The 19,269-nt window shown below is 34.3% G+C and carries 25 protein-coding genes; 11 read left to right on the top strand and 14 right to left on the bottom strand.

Annotated elements, in window-relative coordinates; all coding sequences use genetic code 11:
• Positions 1-356: 356 nt before the first annotated feature.
• From tet(T) to HV819_RS06910, 14 genes are all read right to left on the bottom strand, one after another.
• Complete coding sequence (gene tet(T), locus HV819_RS06960; protein ID WP_176269832.1) at positions 357-2,312, bottom strand: tetracycline resistance ribosomal protection protein Tet(T); 1,956 nt, start codon at positions 2,310-2,312, stop codon at positions 357-359.
• A 445-nt stretch (positions 2,313-2,757) separates the two neighbouring features.
• Positions 2,758-3,285 carry a GNAT family N-acetyltransferase gene (locus HV819_RS06955; protein ID WP_035143318.1) on the bottom strand — a complete coding sequence of 176 codons (528 nt, stop codon included), beginning with the start codon at positions 3,283-3,285 and terminating at the stop codon, positions 2,758-2,760.
• 22 nt (positions 3,286-3,307) lie between these two features.
• Positions 3,308-3,439 (bottom strand): DUF4180 domain-containing protein, encoded by a 132-nt coding sequence (locus HV819_RS11900; protein WP_369800228.1) that lies wholly within the window; start codon positions 3,437-3,439, stop codon positions 3,308-3,310.
• 434 nt (positions 3,440-3,873) lie between these two features.
• Positions 3,874-4,527: a rhomboid family intramembrane serine protease gene (locus HV819_RS06945; RefSeq protein ID WP_235942774.1), complete on the bottom strand. Its 654-nt coding sequence runs from the start codon at positions 4,525-4,527 to the stop codon at positions 3,874-3,876.
• A gap of 67 nt (positions 4,528-4,594) precedes the next feature.
• Positions 4,595-5,158 carry a hypothetical protein gene (locus HV819_RS11465; protein ID WP_216629225.1) on the bottom strand — a complete coding sequence of 188 codons (564 nt, stop codon included), beginning with the start codon at positions 5,156-5,158 and terminating at the stop codon, positions 4,595-4,597.
• A 5-nt stretch (positions 5,159-5,163) separates the two neighbouring features.
• Complete coding sequence (locus HV819_RS11460; protein WP_216629224.1) at positions 5,164-5,583, bottom strand: hypothetical protein; 420 nt, start codon at positions 5,581-5,583, stop codon at positions 5,164-5,166.
• A gap of 165 nt (positions 5,584-5,748) precedes the next feature.
• A complete protein-coding gene (locus tag HV819_RS11735; RefSeq protein WP_255371037.1) occupies positions 5,749-5,877 on the bottom strand; it encodes a hypothetical protein in 129 nt (42 codons plus the stop codon).
• 149 nt (positions 5,878-6,026) lie between these two features.
• Positions 6,027-6,119, bottom strand: coding sequence for a nucleotidyltransferase domain-containing protein (locus tag HV819_RS11965; RefSeq protein ID WP_425329678.1), 93 nt, complete (start codon positions 6,117-6,119; stop codon positions 6,027-6,029).
• 491 nt (positions 6,120-6,610) lie between these two features.
• Positions 6,611-6,862, bottom strand: coding sequence for a hypothetical protein (locus tag HV819_RS11960; RefSeq protein ID WP_051403570.1), 252 nt, complete (start codon positions 6,860-6,862; stop codon positions 6,611-6,613).
• Between the two features lie 44 nt (positions 6,863-6,906).
• Positions 6,907-7,137, bottom strand: a complete 231-nt coding sequence (locus HV819_RS06925) for a Fic family protein (protein WP_425329677.1) — start codon at positions 7,135-7,137, stop codon at positions 6,907-6,909.
• A 303-nt stretch (positions 7,138-7,440) separates the two neighbouring features.
• On the bottom strand, positions 7,441-7,575 hold the full coding sequence (locus HV819_RS11730; RefSeq protein WP_255371036.1) for a hypothetical protein: 135 nt from the start codon (positions 7,573-7,575) through the stop codon (positions 7,441-7,443).
• A 163-nt stretch (positions 7,576-7,738) separates the two neighbouring features.
• Positions 7,739-9,292: a site-specific DNA-methyltransferase gene (locus HV819_RS06920; protein WP_176269830.1), complete on the bottom strand. Its 1,554-nt coding sequence runs from the start codon at positions 9,290-9,292 to the stop codon at positions 7,739-7,741.
• Positions 9,279-9,551, bottom strand: a complete 273-nt coding sequence (locus HV819_RS06915) for a helix-turn-helix domain-containing protein (RefSeq protein ID WP_092086158.1) — start codon at positions 9,549-9,551, stop codon at positions 9,279-9,281. Before HV819_RS06915 ends, HV819_RS06920 begins: the two co-directional genes overlap by 14 nt.
• Before the next feature lie 14 nt (positions 9,552-9,565).
• Positions 9,566-10,381: a hypothetical protein gene (locus HV819_RS06910; RefSeq protein ID WP_150891221.1), complete on the bottom strand. Its 816-nt coding sequence runs from the start codon at positions 10,379-10,381 to the stop codon at positions 9,566-9,568.
• 643 nt (positions 10,382-11,024) lie between these two features.
• Between HV819_RS06910 and HV819_RS06905 the strand changes: the two genes are divergently transcribed.
• From HV819_RS06905 to HV819_RS06855, 11 genes are all read left to right on the top strand, one after another.
• Positions 11,025-11,654 (top strand): YfhO family protein, encoded by a 630-nt coding sequence (locus HV819_RS06905; protein ID WP_150891222.1) that lies wholly within the window; start codon positions 11,025-11,027, stop codon positions 11,652-11,654.
• The gene (locus HV819_RS06900; RefSeq protein WP_176269829.1) at positions 11,655-11,801 is read left to right on the top strand and encodes a hypothetical protein; all 147 of its coding nucleotides are present in this window, start codon (positions 11,655-11,657) and stop codon (positions 11,799-11,801) included.
• Positions 11,776-12,450 carry a Rha family transcriptional regulator gene (locus HV819_RS06895; protein WP_150891223.1) on the top strand — a complete coding sequence of 225 codons (675 nt, stop codon included), beginning with the start codon at positions 11,776-11,778 and terminating at the stop codon, positions 12,448-12,450. Before HV819_RS06900 ends, HV819_RS06895 begins: the two co-directional genes overlap by 26 nt.
• Positions 12,443-12,820 carry a DUF7768 domain-containing protein gene (locus HV819_RS06890; protein ID WP_176269828.1) on the top strand — a complete coding sequence of 126 codons (378 nt, stop codon included), beginning with the start codon at positions 12,443-12,445 and terminating at the stop codon, positions 12,818-12,820. Before HV819_RS06895 ends, HV819_RS06890 begins: the two co-directional genes overlap by 8 nt.
• Positions 12,807-15,044, top strand: a complete 2,238-nt coding sequence (locus tag HV819_RS06885) for a phage/plasmid primase, P4 family (RefSeq protein WP_150891225.1) — start codon at positions 12,807-12,809, stop codon at positions 15,042-15,044. The genes HV819_RS06890 and HV819_RS06885 overlap by 14 nt, the downstream gene beginning before the upstream one ends.
• A gap of 123 nt (positions 15,045-15,167) precedes the next feature.
• Positions 15,168-15,449, top strand: a complete 282-nt coding sequence (locus tag HV819_RS06880; protein ID WP_150861059.1) for a PDDEXK family nuclease — start codon at positions 15,168-15,170, stop codon at positions 15,447-15,449.
• Positions 15,430-16,773 (top strand): SNF2-related protein, encoded by a 1,344-nt coding sequence (locus tag HV819_RS06875; protein WP_176269827.1) that lies wholly within the window; start codon positions 15,430-15,432, stop codon positions 16,771-16,773. The genes HV819_RS06880 and HV819_RS06875 overlap by 20 nt, the downstream gene beginning before the upstream one ends.
• A 47-nt stretch (positions 16,774-16,820) precedes the next feature.
• On the top strand, positions 16,821-17,291 hold the full coding sequence (locus tag HV819_RS06870; protein WP_150891227.1) for a DUF1492 domain-containing protein: 471 nt from the start codon (positions 16,821-16,823) through the stop codon (positions 17,289-17,291).
• A 113-nt stretch (positions 17,292-17,404) separates the two neighbouring features.
• Complete coding sequence (locus HV819_RS06865) at positions 17,405-17,773, top strand: HNH endonuclease (protein ID WP_456237003.1); 369 nt, start codon at positions 17,405-17,407, stop codon at positions 17,771-17,773.
• A gap of 110 nt (positions 17,774-17,883) precedes the next feature.
• Positions 17,884-18,480 carry a P27 family phage terminase small subunit gene (locus HV819_RS06860; protein WP_153308080.1) on the top strand — a complete coding sequence of 199 codons (597 nt, stop codon included), beginning with the start codon at positions 17,884-17,886 and terminating at the stop codon, positions 18,478-18,480.
• Positions 18,481-18,485: 5 nt separating this feature from the next.
• Positions 18,486-19,268: an S-adenosylmethionine synthetase N-terminal domain-containing protein gene (locus tag HV819_RS06855; RefSeq protein WP_176269826.1), complete on the top strand. Its 783-nt coding sequence runs from the start codon at positions 18,486-18,488 to the stop codon at positions 19,266-19,268.
• Position 19,269: the final 1 nt, after the last annotated feature.

Raw genomic sequence — 19,269 nt, 5'->3', positions numbered from 1 at the left:
GACTTTTATATCTGAACCACTAAGATTTATTAAAAGATTTCATGTATTGTTATAATATTAATTATTAACTAGCTCCTCTTTAAATATTTTTGTTAAATGATTTAATGAGTAGTTTACACGATTTGGTTTAAGCCAATCATCTAAAAACATAATAAGCTCTTCCTAAGATCTTAAAGCATCCTCTGCTATAGCATATATATAAAACCTTATTTAGTATCCATAGTTATATACTACCACCATTTCTTGTTTTACGTATTGATGTTTATCCCATGGTTCATTTTTTTGTACATATGGTGAAAACCTTTATAGATATAGGTTTTATCCATATTTAACTGATAATTGCACTTAAGCTCCTTTCAAATTTCACTTTGTTTCTGAAATAAATATCTCAGTCCTTCTTTGCTACTATCATTATCATTATTTCTAATATCATTAGTTATAGACTCACCATTATATATATCATAACCATAAGGCTCAGTAATAAAAATACCTTTCCCATTTGAGTAGGAAAGCAATTCTGCTTGATATGACTTCGATGTATCAACAGGTATCTTTCCACTTAAAGTTGTCTCCTCTCCCTTGGCTATTATATCTTCAATAGAAGCCCTCATCTTTCTAAGATCACTCATAACCCTTCCGCAGAAATCATTTGGAACTTGAACTGTATATTTTAAATAAGGTTCTAATATTTCAGTTCCTGCTTTTCGAAGAGCTTCCCAAAATACATATGGTGTTAAATTCCTAAAGTCAGAGGGGGTACTTACCGGGCTATAGTATAATCCGTAGTCAAAAGTTACCTTTAAGTCTGTAACTTCCCATCCATAAAGCCCTTCTTTACAAGCCTTCTCTACAGCATCTTTTACTGCATTTTGAAATGAATTATTTAAATATCCATAGGACACCTCTGTCTTATATAATAATCCTGACCCTATTGGTAGTGGTTCTATTGACAGTCCAATAGATGCCCAATAAGGATTTGGTGGAACCTCTATATGGATTACTGCTTTAGAGTTTCTCTTAGGTCGTTCTTTATATATTGTTTTCAATTCACCAAATCTAGCATCTATTTTGTATCGGCTTTTAAGTAGTGATTCTATTACTTCCATTTGAATATTTCCAAATAGCTTCAATATGATTTCTCCAGTATCTCCGTTAATTTCACAATCGAGAAATGGGTCTTCTTCAGTTAATTCAAATAGTGCTTCTATCAGTTTGCTTCTTTTGCTTAAATCACAAGGTTTAATTGATGCTCTCAATGCCGGTTGGGCTATCTTTATATCTAAAATCCCGTCATATTTCTTACCAATATAATCACCTATCTTCAGAGAATTAGCATTAGAAATAATAGCAATATCCCCACTATTAACCTGATCTACCTTCACAATTTCACCATTCATAATTGATTCCAGACTTTTTATCTTGAAAGTTTCTTCTGTGCCATTTATATAAACATCTTGACGTGTCCTTATATTCCCACTGAATACTCTTAAGAAAGTCATCTTTCTAGATTTTTCATCCCTATCAATCTTATAAACATACGCTGATAAAAGGTCTTCAGTATTATAGCTCTTGGTAGGAAGATATTTAGTAATGGCAAATAATAGCTCGTCAATTCCAATATTTTTTAAAGCCGAACCATGAAATACAGGATAAAGATTGCAGTTATTAATCTCATCCAAAAATACATCATTATATTCTTTTTCTGCAATGACATCGCCATTTATATATTTTTCTGCTAGATAATCATTTATATCCAGTAACTTCTCTATTATTTGACTTTGAATTACTTTATCATCCCTTACATTTGTCAATTCAAAATCACCTTTATCTTTTATTTTAACTGATTGCATTATTGCAAGATTAGAAGTTAATTTCTCCTGTATTTGAGTGTATATCTCATCCAAACATACTCCCTTTCGATCTATTTTATTCACAAATATAAGTGTTGGTATATTTAATTTCACTAAAGTATTAAAAATCACTTTAGTTTGGACTTGAATTCCTTCTTTTGCTGAAATTACTAAAATAGCTCCATCTAACACTTTCAGAGTTCGCTCAACTTCGGCTATGAAATCCATGTGCCCAGGTGTATCTATGATATTTACCTTTGTATCATTGTAATTAAATGAAACTGTAGACGCCCGTATAGTTATTCCCCTATCTCTTTCAAGTTCCATCGAATCCGTTGTCGTTGTAGCATTATCAACTCTTCCAATTTTATTAATCGCCCCACTTTTATATAATAAACCTTCTGTAACAGTTGTTTTACCTGCATCAACATGTGCTAATATTCCTATATTAATAATTTTCATTTTATACCTCCATAATTATATAAAAAATCCCCTGTGATAAAATACTCTCTTCACAGGGGAACTTATTTTTTATATAACTGCTTAAAGTAAATATGACATATACAATTCGATATAGCATAATCGTGCTATATCTTTAATCTGGTCAATGCCTTATAATACATAAAAATATAAATTTATTATTATGAGAATATTTTTAAATAAAAGTACAATTAACAAGCCATACAAATATTAACTAGTATGGAAAATGTACTTGTTCTATTTTATTAATAGTTATTTAAAAATACTATGCCTCATATGATAAAACTCCTTTAATTAATACTACATATTATAATATTTGTTTTTATTATATTTGTCAAGGAAGATTTGATCCCTTAACGCATTTAACTTGTCATATTACTAATAACTCGTAGAGATTTTTATAGGAATTCATCTTTACATGATATATTCAAATCTTAATTTTCCAGATTAGATGATGTTGACCCTCTGCCCAATAATTCTCTAGGAAATATTCAGGTTCACCAAACCTTTTTCTCCATATTTTCTGTGCATTGGAATATCCACTATCCATACAAAACTCTTTGATTCCTTTACATTGTAATTCTTGAATCATAGCATTCAATAGTAAATTACCTATACCCTGTCCTTGGTAATCTGGTCTTACAAAAACTGTACCTATTTCATAAAGGTTCTTATATTTTCCATGTGTACAACTATTAATTAGGTCACTGGCAGGTCCATATTCTATTGTACCTACTATACAGCCCTCATATTCTGCTATTAGGAAACATCTAAGTTCTCCATTGCTCTTTAGATCATTTTCTAAATATTGCTTCTTAGATTCAATTTCTTCCTCTAAATCTTCTACCATTTCTTCGATACCTTCCTTGATAAAGGTATCGACCACTACAATTTTAAAAAATTTAACTAATCGGTCTTTGTCATCTTCAGTTGGTCTTCTAATCCTAATGTGCATCAATTAAATCTCGCCCCTTTAATCACTCTATACTTAGTCTCTTAATAGCCTGCTCTACATCAGATGTGAAAAAAATATTTTTTCCTTTATTACATTCATAAATAAAATCTTTCAAACTCTTACTTGTATATATAGAGAAATCTCCCACGATCATGACAAATCTTGTTTCAACCATGGTGCATACTCTGTTTTCTCATATCCATAAGACCTCCCTAGATAAGAACAACGGCCTTCCTCACAAGTAACCGTCACATTTACTGTATAAGGTTCGGGTAGTATTGGACTTTGTTTTGTTATGTAAACTCATCCACTTTATTTCACCCTGATGTGGCTTCTGTTCGCCAGTTCGGGATTTTGCCTCTAGTTTCCTTCAGATTCCATGTCGCTGTGGATAAATTTACTTTTAGCTAAAGGTTCCTACCAAATAGCTTTTACCATCAAGTTGTTGCCCATGTTGGGCACACAAATAAAAAGGAGTAGCAAATGCTATCCCTTTTTTCAACAATCGCGCCCTTTTGTTAAATTAAATTATTATTGAACAATTAACATAAACTGGTAGAATCTTACGTATGTATTCAAGTTGCTAAGTCACGACCACCTTTGTAGGGAAAAGAGAATAACGGCAGTGAGAGATCCACCCAGAATTGCTGCTCCATGTATATCATGAAACATCAACAGAGTTATCACACCAATGAAACCACCTATACTAGATAGGGTGCCTAATAATTTTTCTGGATTTTTCCTTTTCATGATAATTCCTGTAAGAACCCCAACCATAATGAAGAGTCCTATTGATACATAGATTCTTCCACTTGCAAAACTGACAAGACCAACAACAATATAAAGACTTAACAAGAGAGAAAGTGGATTTGCTACCTTTTTCCTACTTATCAATGTAATAATATATAATCCACCTAATAGGCCACAAAGACCTACTGATGCTCCAGCGCCATATGGTTCCCATGCATAGCCTGCAATCTCGCCAATCAAACCTCCCGCTAAATAAAGAAAAAGAAAATCAATTTTTCCATATAATCGTTCAACTTCAATCCCGATTACTATAATACACACTATATTGAAAATGTACTGTCCCCAACCATCGGAATGGACAAGTAAGGGTGTTATAATCCTCCACCACTCTCCAGATGCCAATCTTTCGGGGTCACGACGAAGTATGTTCAATACTTCAGGTTGAAAAAATTGAAAAATTGTTACAATGGAGGTAATTAAAACAATGACCATTGTCAAGGACAAGAAAAACTTGTTGTTTTTTATTGTTTTACCGTACATATATCTTCACTCCATTAAATTACCCTAATTCCCGTATTAATCGCTTGAATGTGTAGTATGCTGGTTTCGGTGAGTAATCATCTCGCATAACCCCAAATTGATGGAATAGATCATCTATGGAACTATTAGCATCCCGGAGTCCGAAAAGTTCGAAATGTGAAATGTTAAGTTCACTTCGTAAACTGTAGACTGTACGTATCACTGTTTCGAGTACCTTTGATTGATGTTCATAAGACCTATCTAAATCAGAAATAGACTTTTTCCCAGTAGACCACCCGTTTTCAGTAATTCGTATAGGAACTGAATTTGGTATACCAGCCTTAACGAGATCCACTTCCCTTAAACTACGAAGTGTATGTTCCACGACAGAAGGCACTTCCTGTAAAGCGAGAGTTTGCTCACCAAACACGTCTACATAAAAATTATGTCCAATAAAATCAACATATTTAACAAATTTATCATTTCCTTCTTTAGTGAGATTCTCCCAAAAGTATGGAACTGATGCATCACCGCTTGGTACCGAACCAAATCCAATATTAATTGGGAGTTTAAGCTTTTGGGCTTGCTTTTTCGCTACAACCACTCCTTCTACCAATGCTTGAATAATATGCGGATTCGACCCCTCCATAAACGGTAAATTAGGTTCGTTGGTAATTTGAAGGGAGCCCAATGTGAGCCAAAATCGTTTATTACTTTTTTAATAAAATTAAGCCAATGATCAAGTTCTATATCCGACCCTTGTTTCTTTGTCCAATCACCTAATACTATACACAAGTCTCCCAATAAACTATCATCGCGAAAAAATGCTATATTGGATAACATTTCAGATTCCCATTCTTTCGTATAAACAATGTACATTCTCGGAATTACCCTTTTTGCATCCCCTTGTAAATCCTTTAAAGCTAGTTGAATCTTATCAAAATCATCAATAGGTCCTTTAGCCAACCCAGAAGGTGTACCTACCGCACCTAATGGGTAAACTCCAAACGTTAAACTAGTTGGATTCATATACTCTACACTTCCTTTCAGATAATCAATTTCGATTACTTTAAATTCACCCAAGACAACAAATTATAATACCACAATCCACTCCGTTTGATGTGCAGCTCTAATTCCACAACTGCGCCTGATTGCTTAGTTATTATTCTTTATTTGATTGTCTGTATATAACCATTACCACATATAAAAAATTGAGGATGAATACTTTATATCTACGACATCAAAAGAATTACCATTTAAAAGATTATTTACTTTTCTGTCTAAGCCTGCCTCAGTCATCGCAGTAAAGGTTTTTACATTCATTTATCATTCTCCTAAAATTAATAATTTATTAAGTAATCTGTCCCATTTGTTGAACTAGTCTTTTATAAAATGGCTTTTACATTCCCAATTCCACATCTTTCATCATTCAATTCTGTAGCAATTTGATTAATCGCTATCAGGTCAAATGATTACGCATTGTAATAAATTCCCACATCTATATCAGAATCTTCTGTATGGGTGCCTCTTGCACATGAACCCCTAATATAATACCTCTCACGCAAGGCCAAGAAGATAATTTCTCTGTTACCATTTGAATAGCATTGTCTACCATACTAATACACCCCTTTAATATCAAAAGCTATAGTCCCTTTTATTGGTCCACTTACAATTTATCAGTACTAAAAATAAAATAATTATCGTTCCAGCATACCCTTTCATTAACACTTCCAGTGCCTCCAGGCTAGGTATATCAAGAAAATTACTTGGTTCATCCATTAATAATATATTATAACTACCCATAAGCTTTTTGGCCAGCATTAATTTAATAATTTCGCCCCCACTTAAACAGATGGTTTTTTGTTAATATCCCCATCTTTAATTCCCATGGAAGTGAGTAATGAGCGGTTTTTGGAAATATTGTAATCACAATCCTCCTGTATAAATTCCATAACCTTTCGATTATGGTTATATTTATACCCATTTTAGGAAAATTAGCCTACTTCTGCCTTAGGGGATATTGATATACCATCTTCATGGTTTAATATCATTTCGATTAGAGTTGTTTTCCAGTACCATTTTCTCCAGTTAGTGCCACATTTGCCCCGATAGGAATTTGGAAGGAGGCTTTTTTAAATAGCACATTATCCCCAAAGTTCCTATTCCCTTCTTCTCCAATAATAGGGTAGGGATTATGAAGTTCAAATGCCTTGCTCTGTTTAAAACGAATAGCGCTGACGTTTTCTAGAGCTTTTATTTCCCCCAAACCTTCAATTCTCTGCTCAATGGACTTAGCAGCATTATGCAATGTTTCTTGCTTGTTTCCTATAGTTTTCTGATGGAATATTTATTTTACTGGCTTCTACCATTCCCTTCCCTAAAAGGATGTGCAACATTCATTTCTACATATTTTTCAATAATACTATCAAAATCGGACCCTGGCATCTTTTCAATAACTTCCAGGTTAGATTCTAAAAATCCAACAGGAGCAAAACGAAAATTACCTTTTGATAAATTAACTGTCCTTATTTTTCTTGCACAATCAAATACATCTTGAAATATATAATGATGAATTTGTTGCACTCCCTTAAATGTTCCTACTTCAAAGGTATCTATTATCCCGTCATCAAAAAGTTCATAAGCTCTTTTTTGTTAATTCTGTATTTTCCCACATAAATCATACCTCCTTTTCATATAACATATCTCTTGTTCCATATTCCCCCTGTTATTCTATAAACTCTTTTGGGATTATGCCTTCTGAAAATCTTACTCTTTTATGTAAGAAGTTATCAGCTTTTAACTATTAAAATTATCACTAAACCCAAAAGATTTGTTGCACATTTTTCTATATCCACGACGCAGTTTATAAACTACACGCTTCTTTAATTATAATATATTTTCATCTTTTAGTTCTTTTATTGCCTTTTTCACGGCTGTTTTTATTACAAAATATAGGATTATTGCTGGTATTCCTAGGTATAAAGGTAATGAAATAAAAAGTGAAGGTAAAACATTAATCATATGAGTTCACTCCTTTAATTTCAATTAAGTTCGCTTAATACTACATATACGTAATTATTATTATTATTTTAAATGTAATTATACTAACTAATTGTCAACTATTAAAGAACTAATATTCTTGCCCCCTCTCATACATTGCTTACAGCAATCAACTTTAATTACTCTAAGCAATACACAAAATATATTTATTTAAAGTTCCTGAAACCCTTGGTTTCATAACATTAACTGCACCCATCACTTTTATGACACGTTCCCCAGCAAAAAAGTCTAAAACAAGTGCCTCTGGTTTATTAGCTACAAAAAAATTCAATGTATCTCTTACTGCATAGAGGGATTTTGGAAACGAAAAATGTCTTTGTTGAAGTATTTTAATTAGTAAGTTTGAACCGTTAACACCTGCATCGTGAGAAGAAATATTCCAGCTGTTTCCAGGAATAAAACGAATACTTGTGTTTGTATTATCACAATCATCAAAAACAATTCCGTTATCAGTTTTAATGAAATTTCCATATTCACCAGATAGTGTACGATTTCGATCTCCACTTTTTACATAATATATAGCAGCACGATTGTTTTTTATAGGTCCACACTTCAAGAAACCTTGTTCTAGAAGTTTATTTGCATTTTCCGGAGTTATTTGCCAGCGCCCTTCACTTCCATTTTTACGCATTGGCCATACAGGAATCGTATTTTGAGGTGTTTCATTTACACTTTCTTTATTTACATCAAGAGCAATGGAAGAACCTATAGAGTGGATTTTGTTGTCTTCAGTACTTACATAAATAGGGTAAAAGCATCCAGGACTATTTTTTCTAAAACCAGTTGAATCTGTTCTGCTTAAGGATGTCCAGTGCATTTTCCCACGTACGGTTTTCTTGTTATCTTGTTGTACAAGCCATTCAGAACTTAATTCTAATGCATTTGGAGATGATTTACCTAAAAATACAAAGAAAATATACTCGTTAACTCTGCCAAATTCACCTTCTCTAGCTACAGAACGGACATTAATAACGCTTGTAACCATTTGAATTCTTGACGAAGGGAAAAGTTCCTCTAATAAACAACCAAGATGTAAATACTCTTTTTCATCTATGGTTACTATTAGAACGGAATCTGACGAATTGAGTAACTTTTTTGCCAATCTAAGTCTTTTATCCATCATTGATAACCATTTGCTGTGCCTATATGAATCAGAAGAATCTACATAGTCATTATTGTACTTCCAGTCTCTCGCACCAGAATTGTAGGGTGGATCGATATATATACAGTCTACTTTTTCAGCATATAAGTACTCTAGTAATTGAAGTGCATGATAATTGTCTGCTTCAATTAATGTGTGCCAAAGATTACTATCTGGAACGTTACATACAGAGTCGATTGGTTTAAGATAAGGGTATATTGCCTCACCGAATTCAGCAATTGTAACAAGATCTTTTAATGGCAATTCGACTGTTTCTTGAGTGCTCTTATCTAGACAAATAGCAGTGTTTTCAACAATATCTTTCACTATGTAAATAGCATTAATCTTTTTATCCTTAATTGCTACTTTGCTACCAACATGAACTGGAACATCAAACAGAGGAGTGCATTCAGGCATATGTTCCTCAAAAACAAGACCAAATTTTTTTTGTTTTGATAGCTTATCTATTTCTTCTTGTATTCTGTTTTTCAAATCAGAATCTTGTATTTTATTTATTAAATCGTTAATTACAGACATTTTTGTCTCCTTCGTTTGAATTGTTGAGAGGAGAATTAGTTGATTTTTCCTCAGGTGTTTCTAATTTATAGTTGTCATCAGAAGCTCCACCAGATCTAATCCATTCATCTACTTCTGATATTTTAAATTTCCAAAGACGACCTACTTTATACGCAGGCATTTCACGTTTTGCTATCCATTGTAGAATAGTTTCACGTCCAACACCAAGGTAGATTTGAATGTCTTTTAGACTGGTCCATTTTTCGATTTTGTTATTCATTAAAAGCCTCCACTTTAATCTGGTATAAAAGTAACTTTAATTCTTATATCAAATGTGTTTCTATTTGGGAAACAATCATTTCCATCGCTATCTTGCATAATATAATGGCATACGAATTCGCCTTCAGATCCTCGTGTTTCGAACTCTATAGTTTTTGTAAAATAATTGTTTGGCTCAATATCGGGAATATTGATTTCACGTTCTGCCTTGGGAATAGGGCAGGACGTTTTTTCTTGCTTAAAAATAAGCCTTCGATTTATCCAAGGAACTGATCCCGAATTTAAAATATTAATCTTAACCTGTATTACTTCATAAGTTTTTGCATCTATCCATTCAATACTTGAAATACGGTTTGCAGAATCGCCATCGTATAAGGCTTTGTGATATTTAATACCATTTGAAATATGGCCAGCCTCAATTTTTTGATATTCAGAAATAATGATATTTTCAACATCATTTTTTTTACTGGTAAAGATTAAATGGTATTGACGTGCAATCGCAAGCGATAGCATTTTCTTATCAGGAATAATAGATTTTGAGAATCCAAATGAAATAGAAAGATTTTGTAAATTAGAATCTTGTATGTTCTCAAAGCAAAAATTAGATAATTTTTCTTCTGAAAAAGAAGCTAAAGCATCCTTCTTCATTTTATCAGTAAGTTTTTTGCTTCCGTTACAAAGTTTTTTTTCATAATCATGGTCACTATATCTTAAAGCGTTTGTAGGATTACAATCTAGTGCTTCAAATAATTTGAATACAAACATTCCTTGGTTACTTATTTTTGGTTTACAACTCTTTTGAATTGGCAAGCTGCACTCTGAAAAGTTCATTCTAATTTCCTCTCAAATAATCGGTCCCATAATTTTAAATTATCAGTCCCAAAGTCCCTTTTTAGTCATAAGTAAGTCCCTTTCCTTCAAGGTATCCTATGAGTAGATAGATGAGAGAGTGGACTAATTATTATCTAATATTATATACCATATTGCCATCTTATTCAATATAAACAAGTATAAATGGTTGATAATCCACTAAAATCGTCTATCAGCCCAATTTAAGAAAGCGAGGTGATAGAAATGGCAAAGAATACTAAGCAAACTTCTAAGCGAGTAGCTTCCAAAGCAAGCAAAGTTCTTCGTGACGGACGCTACAGCAAGACATCAAAATCTGTTGCAGGTAGTGCTCTGTCTCAGACAAAGAAGAAGTAAAGAAAAAAATAGGCAGTGACAGATTGGAATAATCAGCCTGCCTATCTCCTTTGGGGGAACAAACAACTAAATTATCATAGAGCCTGATTAGCTATAGGGCGATGGGATACATCATACGGCACTCACGGATTTATTCGTGAGGTGCTATGTGAGGTACCTCTATTTTTCTATGGCTATTTTTAGGCAAGAGAGTCGGTGCTTCATATAGCATCGACTCTTTTTGTATCCCTTCGTCCTACTGCAATCAGCAGAAAGGGAAGGGATTTTTATGAAAATCAAAATACGTTACGAAAAAGAGTTTACAACATTCGAACTAAACCTATCGGACATTAAAGGCTGGTTAAACATTGACTTGTTACCAGACGAATCAGAAGAAGAGTTTGAAGAACGAGTACAAGAAGAGATAGACACTCAGTATAACCGTCCAGAATACAATGTCATGCATAAGCAAGAAAGGCATAAAGGATTTGCTATTTCAACAAAGGATGAAGATGGTGAAGAGACAGGTGATTTTGAACCAAGTATGAGTGAGGTGGTGGATCCGTCTATATTCCTTAAAGATGAGATTGATAGAGAAAACAAAGAAAACTATGAGGCTGTTAAGGAGTTTGTTTATTCAGTTTTGAAACCAGAAGTTGCTGATTTATTTATGGCAGTGCGAATTGATGGGGTGTCAATCAACGAAAAAGCAGAATCAATGCTAAGCCGAGATGCATTTGAATCTGAAGAGGAATACAACAAGGCGGTTTCAAGACTTTCCAACTCTATCACACAAAAATTAAAGAGAGCGAATAAAAATTTAGAAAAAAGTTTTTCAAAAGCGTCAGATTTTGGACTCTCCCAAGGCTACCAAGTAGGAGGACAAAATTCCTCCAATAAAAATAAGGAGGTCAAATAGATGACTATTGAAGAAAGAATCACCTACTTGGAAACAATGGATAAGGTAAGAGACCAGCAAATAAAAGAGCTCCAAGTGGCAGTAGAAGAATTAAGCGGATGTGTGAATGGAGGTGTTAATCATGAAAGCAATGATTCCAATGAATGATTATGGCATTATGGCTGACAAGCATAACATCGCCAGAGTAGACAGCAGATTTGTTGCACAGTTCTTTGAGAAAAGACATTCACATGTAATTCGTGATATTCAGTCAATCACTGAACCCAAATCTGGGCTGAGTGAAGAATTCACTAAGCTAAATTTTGCGCTCAGTGAATATAGAGATACTACTGGAAGAAAACTACCATGCTATCTGTTAACAAGAGACGGTTTTACCATTTTGGCAATGGGCTATACCGGGCCAAAGGCTATGAAGTTTAAAGAACTATATATCAAAAAGTTTAATGAGATGGAAGATTTCATAACAACACTTCTTTCAGCAAGAGAGATGTTTCCTATCTTAACTGAAAATATTACTTTAATTCATGACCATCCAAAGGCTTATCACTATAGTAACGAATGCGACATGATAAATCGACTTGTTCTTGGGATGTCAGCAAAACAGTTCAGGGAATTGTATGGGCTAGATAAAGGACAAAGTATTCGTCCTTATCTAAGCTCTGGTCAAATGTATCTAATAGATAGATTGCAAAAAATTGATGCGGGGTTACTAATTTCAACACCGGACTATCAATCAAGAAAAAGACAACTTGAGTGGTATTTAGGAAAGATTGGGAAGGAGGCAGACCATGAGTAAGACATACAAGAAACATCTTGAAAATCCAAACTTTAGACCACTTGCATATATCTGCTCTCCATATAGTGGTGATAAAGAGTTAAACATTAAGAAAGCCATTCGCTATGCAGAGTTGGCATACAAGAATGGTGCAATTCCTGTCACACCACATCTCTTATTTCCTTTTATGGATGATAGAGATTTAGAACAAAGAAAGGATGCACTTTTCATGGATATCATACTTCTTGGTAAATGCCAGGAGGTGTGGGTGTTTGGCAGTCAAATTACTGAAGGCATGAAAAGAGAAATTGAAATCGCTGAAAAAAGAAAACAGGTTATTAAGTATTTTACAAGTGAGGGTTTGGAGGTTAAGACAAATGCTAAATTTTAATTGTTATGATGCTACTTGCATCGGAAATAAGAATAACTGCCTTTATCCTAATGTGGTCACAGTATCTGATAGGGATAGCTTTATAAAAGCTATCTCTTTTGACCATGTTACAGCAGAGTTTCAAGGCAGTTATAGAAGTAAAGATAAGTTCATAACTTCTAATTGCATACCTATGGACTGTGATAATGACCACTCAGATGATGAAAAAGACTGGGTGACACCTTTTGATGTGGCATTAGCCTTTTCAGGAGTATGCTTTTTTGCATCGTATAGCAGAAACCATATGAAGATAAAAGGAAATAAGTCAGCAAGACCAAGGTTTCATATATATTTCCCAATTGAAGAAATAAAGGATGCTGAAGAATATGCAAGCTACAAAGAGCAACTTTATAAGGAGTTCTCATATTTTGATGATAATGCTTTGGATGCTGCCAGATTTATTTATGGTATTTCTAATCCAAAAGTAGAACTCTATGATGGCGAGCTTTCAATTATTGAATTTCTACAAGAAGATGAATTTGCAAAACTGGATGAAAAGAAAATAGAAAGTGGAAGTAGAAATAATACTATGAGCCATATTGCCGGCAAGCTTATAAAGAGGTTCGGTGCAAGTGATGAGGCACATGAGAAATTTTTAGAACAGGCAACTAGATGTGATCCTCCTCTATCTGATGAAGAACTATCAACTATATGGAACAGTGCTAAAAAATTCGGAGATAAGGTTTCAAACCAAGAAGGATATATATCACCGGAGCAGTACAATCTTGAACTTCAGCTTATGCCAGAAGATTTTTCAGATGTTGGCCAAGCGATAATTTTAGCAAGGGAGTATGGGGATAAACTCCGTTATTCTCCTGCAACAGATTTTCTTGTATATAATGGATGCTTTTGGGAAGAGTCACAGCCTAATGCTCAAGCAATAGCACAAGAGCTGACAGCAAGACAGCTAGAAGAGGCAGAAATAGAAATACAAAAGATGGTAGCTGAGATGAACAAAAATGGCGCATGGGCACTTATTGCTGCAATGGGTCCAAAGAAAGCAAGTGCCCAGTTTAATAGAGAACAAGCAAGGTCTTTTGAAAAATATGAGCAGGCTGAATCTTATCGTAAGTATGCAATTAAAAGAAGAGATACAAAATATATCTCTGCTGCACTTAAGGAAGTAAGGCCTATGGTTCAAATCGAACAGTCGATGCTTGATGCAGATGAATTTCTATTAAATACACCGTTTGAAACTATAAATCTTGTAACTGGTAGTAAAAATAATCACGAGGCATCTGACTATATTACAAAACAAACAACGGTATCACCTAGTGAAGATGGTAAAGAAATCTGGGATGATGCACTTAACACTTTCTTTGTAAATGATGATGCCCTTATTTCCTATGTTCAAAAAATAGTGGGACTTGCATCAATAGGAAAGGTTTATGTTGAGGCTCTTATTATTGCATACGGTGAGGGAAGAAATGGTAAGTCTACTTTTTGGAATGTAGTATCAAAGGTGCTTGGAACATATAGTGGGAATATGTCTGCAGATATGTTAACTGTTGGATGCAGAAGAAATGTAAAACCAGAACTTGCTGAGGCAAAAGGTAAAAGACTGCTTATTGCTGCTGAACTTGAAGAGGGTATGCGAATGAATACATCAAATGTAAAGCAGCTTTGTTCTACTGATGAAATCTTTGCAGAAAAAAAGTTCAAATCTCCGTTTAGTTATGTTCCTAGCCATACCCTAGTTTTATATACCAATCACTTGCCAAGAGTAGGAGCAGTCGATAAAGGGACATGGCGAAGATTAATAGTCATTCCTTTTGATGCAAAGATTGAAGGCCAAAACGATATAAAGAATTTTACAGAATATCTATATGAAAATGCTGGTGGTGCGATTCTTTCTTGGATTATCGAGGGAGCAAAGCAGGTTATTGCAGATGAATATCATATTGATCCACCCAGAAGAGTGGAAGACGCCATAAAAGCATATAGAGAAAACAATGACTGGATGAATCATTTCTTAGATGAATGCTGTGAAATTGACAGTGCTTTTACAGAGAAAAGTGGTGAGCTATATACCGCTTATCGAGCATATTGTCTTAGAACAGGTGAATTTACCAGAAGTGCAGCCGATTTCTATTCTGTTTTAGAGCTTGAAGGATTCAACAAGAAAAAGACAAAAAAAGGAATAATTGTATTTGGCATTCGTCTTAAATCGGATTTTGAAGATTAAAAGGTGCAGGTAGGTGAAGGGTATTTACTATTATTGTCTATATAGGTAAAAAAATAAGTATATATATTAATATAGGAAAATACCCTGCATATCCCTGCACCTCTACCAAAAATGGAGGTTTTCATGTTAGAAAAAGAAATAGAAAAGGCCTTAGTAAAAAGGGTTAAAGCATTGGGTGGCTATTGCATAAAACTTACTAGTCCAAGTATGGATGGACTTCCAGATAGAATGGTATTTTTATCAGATGGGAAGTTTGCTTTTGTAGAACTTAAGGCAAAAGGCAAAAAGCCAAGACCTCTTCAGTTAAAAAGAATGGCAGATTTTATGAGATTAGGGTTTAGGTCATTTGTGATTGATGATAAAAAACAAATCGGAGGTGTTATCGATGAAATACTCTCCTCATGATTATCAAAGGTATGCAACGGACTTTATCATAAATAATCCAATATCAGCAGTTCTATTGGAAATGGGTCTTGGAAAAAGTGTCATAAGCCTTAGTGCAATAAATGAACTTATGCTAGATTACTTTGATGTATCAAGAACACTTGTAATTGCACCTCTTAGGGTAGCCAATAACACTTGGCCAGATGAAATTGAAAAGTGGAATCATCTAAAATATCTTAGCTATTCTGTGGTAACAGGAAGTGAAAAAGAAAGGCTTGATGCACTAAAGAAACCTGCACACATTTATATTATTAACCGTGAAAATGTAGACTGGCTTATTACAAAAAGTGGATTCAAGTGGACATTTGATATGGTAGTTATTGATGAACTATCATCTTTCAAAAGTTATCAGGCGAAAAGGTTTAAGTCACTTCTTAAAGCAAGACCAAAGGTAAAAAGGATAGTGGGGCTAACAGGTACACCATCCAGTAATGGACTTATGGATTTGTGGGCAGAGTTTAGACTCCTTGATATGGGAGAAAGGCTTGGAAGATATATCACTCACTACAGACAGAACTTCTTTGTGCCGGATAAAAGAAATCAGCAGATGATATTTTCATATAAACCTAAAGATGGTGCAGAGAAACAGATATATAGTTTAATATCTGATATCACGATTTCCATGAAATCAAAAGATTTTCTGAAAATGCCAGAGTGCGTGCTAAACGAAGTTGAAGTTTGTCTATCTGAAAAAGAAAGAAAATTATACGATAGCTTAAAAGCTGATATGGTTTTGAAACTTGAAGATGAAGAAATTGATGCTGTAAATGCTGCAGCACTTTCAAATAAACTCCTACAAATGGCAAATGGTGCTGTATATAACGATAAAAAGGAAAGCATTGTAATTCATGATAGAAAGCTAGATGCGCTTGAAGACTTAATCGAAGGAGCTAATGGGAAACCAGTCCTTATAGCCTATTGGTTCAAATCGGATCTTGAAAGAATAAAGAAAAGATTTGATGTTAGAGAGATTAAGACAGGTAAGGATATAGCTGACTGGAATGAAGGAAAGGTGCCCATTGCAGTCATTCATCCTGCAAGTGCAGGTCATGGACTCAATCTTCAAGCTGGGGGATCGACTCTAATATGGCTTGGACTTACCTGGTCGCTGGAGTTATATCAGCAAACCAATGCCAGACTTTACCGTCAAGGGCAAGATAGTACGGTTGTCATTCATCACATCTTAACTAAAGGAACGATTGATGAAGATGTTATGAAAGCCCTTAAGGCAAAAGAAAAAATTCAAGATGCACTGATTAATTCAGTGAAAGCAAGATTAAAATAAAGAGGAAAAGAGGTTCTAGAGAGAACTTACCTCAGATGGAGGTAAGAATGGATAAAAAAGAATATTTAAAGCAACACAGATTACTAAATCGAATTATTGAAATTGATTTAGAGGAACTAAAAAGAATTAGAGAGTTATCAGTCAGTGTTTCAAGTATTGCTTTTGATAGAGATTATGTACAAACTACTAGAAACACAAGAGCACCATTTGAGAAATGGCTTGATAAGATAAACATTCTTGAGATAAAAATAGCTAACGAAGTAAATCTTTTCATGGATCTGAAACTTCAGATACTGGAAACAATAGAACCATTAGAAAGTATTGATGAAAAGCTGGTTCTAAATTACAGGTATGTCAAAGGTCTAGAATGGGATGAGATTTGTTCTTTGTTATTTGCAAGTGAAAGGACTGTTTATAGATGGCATGGAAATGCTTTAGCAAAACTGAAACTACCGGAAAATCCAATTAATATTAAAAGTTGTCAGCTAATGGCAGTTGATGGCAGTGAATGGCAGTAATTGTCAGTAGATGTCACATAAGCTAATGTGGTATGATATACTTGTAAAAAGTATAAATAAAGCTAAGCCTTGAGGGAGAATTCCTTCAGGGCTTTTCTTATGCCCAAAAGGAGGTGGAAGACTTGCCAAGAAAGCCAAAGCGTCCATGTTCTTATCCAGGATGTCCTAACCTAACCGATGGTAGGTTCTGTGAAAAGCATCAAAGGGAAGAGAACAAACGATACGAGAAGTACGACAGGAATCCTGCTGCATCTCGTAGGTACGGACGAGTGTGGAAAAGAGTAAGAGATGCTTATGTTAAGGAGCACCCATTTTGTGAGGAGTGTTTTAAGAAGAAAATTTTAGTACCTGTAGAAGAAGTGCATCACATAAAACCTCTTTCTGAAGGTGGAAATCATAATAAAAGTAATTTGATATCTTTATGCAAATCGTGTCATGCGAGAATTCATGCAGAAAGAGGAGACCGTTGGAATAAAAAATAAAGGGGAAGGGGCGGTCATTATCTCTACGAACCTATCCCTTGGGGAACGGGCGTGGGGTCTCACGCACAAAAATGCAGGTTCAAAGAGGGTATTAAAGAAAACTAAAAAATATGAATGGAAAGGAAGTGATGAATGTGGCCAAAGATGGAACATACAGAGGTGGCAGAAGAGTAAAAGCAGGAGATAAACCAAGGCCAATAGCTGAAAAAATACAAAATGGAGAAAAAGTAAAACTGCTTGCAAATGATATACCGGATATGTACTATGCAGAACTTGATTCTGTAGATTTACCTGATGGTGTAGAACTTGATGGAATAGATATGCCAAAACCTGGTGAGTACCTATCTGCAAAACAAAAGGATGGTATTCCACTAGGCGCAGATGAAATATATAAAGAAACATGGCTGTGGCTAAAGGAGAGAAAATGCGAAAAGTTAGTAAATAAAAGATTGATTGAGTCATATTCACAGGCCTTTGCCAGATATATTCAGTGCGAGGATGCTATTAGCAGGTATGGAATGCTTGGAAAGCATCCAACAACAGGTGGAGTAATTGCTTCGCCATTTATTCAGATGTCATCACAGTTTCAAAAAACAGCAAATCTTATTTGGTATGAGATATACGACATCGTCAAACAGAACTGTACAGAAATTTATGAAGAAGATAGCGATGACCTTATGGAGCAGCTATTAAGAAGAAGGAGATAAGAAAAATGATAGAAAAAGTAAATCCAAAACACCCGTATAAAATCGCAGATAGAATAGCAGGTGCGATTGTAGATATAGCATATAAAAATTGTGATAATCCTAAAGTTGCCGTAGAAGTATTAATCGGTCATGGTGTTTGTCATGTGATTATAGAAAGCACGGTCAATTTTAAGTATAAGGACATTAAAGAGGCAATAGCTCGTATTGCAGGAAATGTAAAAAAGGATATAGTAATAGTTCCTCAAGATAAGCATCTATCTAGTAATCAAAAAAGGAATATTAGATGTGGAGATAATGGCATCTTTAAAGGAGTACCTCTTACACTTGAACAAAAACAGCTATCTAAGATAGCAAGAAAAATTTATTCTAAATATCCATATGATGGCAAATATATCCTAGATGATGCAAAGCTTATTATTTGTCAAAGTAATGCAAGAAAAAATGAACTTGAAAAATTTTATCCAAATGCAATCGTAAATCCATTAGGAGATTGGACTGGTGGATTTAATGTTGATACAGGTGCTACTAACAGAAAGCTTGGTTCAGATATGTCAGACTCAGTTACAGGTGGAGGCCTTCATGGTAAAGACTTATCCAAAGCAGATATATCAGTAAATATCTACGCTTTTCTTAAAGCACAGGTGGAACAAAGACTGATTGAACTTAGCTGTGCCATTGGTGATGAAGTAGTTGACGGTAAGCCGTATAGCGAAATCGTGAATATCGCAAGAAAGTATATAGACTCTATTGGTGGATTTGAGAAATTCGCTGAATGGGGTCTTTTTTAAT

The sequence above is a fragment of the Anaerococcus faecalis genome, assembly GCF_013371425.1.
GTDB lineage: Bacteria > Bacillota > Clostridia > Tissierellales > Peptoniphilaceae > Anaerococcus > Anaerococcus porci.
The sequence above is the reverse complement of the archived record's forward strand: the minus strand, read 5'-3'. Positions and strand labels throughout refer to the sequence as shown.

What these genes read in the sequence shown, in the direction of transcription:
- HV819_RS06900 (WP_176269829.1), top strand. Translation starts at nt 11,655, where the DNA reads ATGACTATTGAAGAAAGAATCACCTACTTGGAAACAATGGATAAGGTA.
- HV819_RS06945 (WP_235942774.1), bottom strand. Translation starts at nt 4,527, where the DNA reads ATGGTCATTGTTTTAATTACCTCCATTGTAACAATTTTTCAATTTTTT.
- HV819_RS06895 (WP_150891223.1), top strand. Translation starts at nt 11,776, where the DNA reads ATGAAAGCAATGATTCCAATGAATGATTATGGCATTATGGCTGACAAG.
- HV819_RS06885 (WP_150891225.1), top strand. Translation starts at nt 12,807, where the DNA reads ATGCTAAATTTTAATTGTTATGATGCTACTTGCATCGGAAATAAGAAT.
- HV819_RS06920 (WP_176269830.1), bottom strand. Translation starts at nt 9,292, where the DNA reads ATGTCTGTAATTAACGATTTAATAAATAAAATACAAGATTCTGATTTG.
- HV819_RS06915 (WP_092086158.1), bottom strand. Translation starts at nt 9,551, where the DNA reads ATGAATAACAAAATCGAAAAATGGACCAGTCTAAAAGACATTCAAATC.
- HV819_RS06870 (WP_150891227.1), top strand. Translation starts at nt 16,821, where the DNA reads ATGGATAAAAAAGAATATTTAAAGCAACACAGATTACTAAATCGAATT.
- HV819_RS11900 (WP_369800228.1), bottom strand. Translation starts at nt 3,439, where the DNA reads ATGATCGTGGGAGATTTCTCTATATATACAAGTAAGAGTTTGAAAGAT.
- HV819_RS06905 (WP_150891222.1), top strand. Translation starts at nt 11,025, where the DNA reads ATGAAAATCAAAATACGTTACGAAAAAGAGTTTACAACATTCGAACTA.
- HV819_RS06860 (WP_153308080.1), top strand. Translation starts at nt 17,884, where the DNA reads ATGAATGGAAAGGAAGTGATGAATGTGGCCAAAGATGGAACATACAGA.
- HV819_RS06855 (WP_176269826.1), top strand. Translation starts at nt 18,486, where the DNA reads ATGATAGAAAAAGTAAATCCAAAACACCCGTATAAAATCGCAGATAGA.
- HV819_RS11730 (WP_255371036.1), bottom strand. Translation starts at nt 7,575, where the DNA reads ATGATTAATGTTTTACCTTCACTTTTTATTTCATTACCTTTATACCTA.
- HV819_RS06955 (WP_035143318.1), bottom strand. Translation starts at nt 3,285, where the DNA reads ATGCACATTAGGATTAGAAGACCAACTGAAGATGACAAAGACCGATTA.
- HV819_RS11735 (WP_255371037.1), bottom strand. Translation starts at nt 5,877, where the DNA reads ATGAATGTAAAAACCTTTACTGCGATGACTGAGGCAGGCTTAGACAGA.
- HV819_RS06880 (WP_150861059.1), top strand. Translation starts at nt 15,168, where the DNA reads ATGTTAGAAAAAGAAATAGAAAAGGCCTTAGTAAAAAGGGTTAAAGCA.
- HV819_RS06875 (WP_176269827.1), top strand. Translation starts at nt 15,430, where the DNA reads ATGAAATACTCTCCTCATGATTATCAAAGGTATGCAACGGACTTTATC.
- HV819_RS06890 (WP_176269828.1), top strand. Translation starts at nt 12,443, where the DNA reads ATGAGTAAGACATACAAGAAACATCTTGAAAATCCAAACTTTAGACCA.
- HV819_RS06910 (WP_150891221.1), bottom strand. Translation starts at nt 10,381, where the DNA reads ATGAACTTTTCAGAGTGCAGCTTGCCAATTCAAAAGAGTTGTAAACCA.
- HV819_RS11460 (WP_216629224.1), bottom strand. Translation starts at nt 5,583, where the DNA reads ATGAATCCAACTAGTTTAACGTTTGGAGTTTACCCATTAGGTGCGGTA.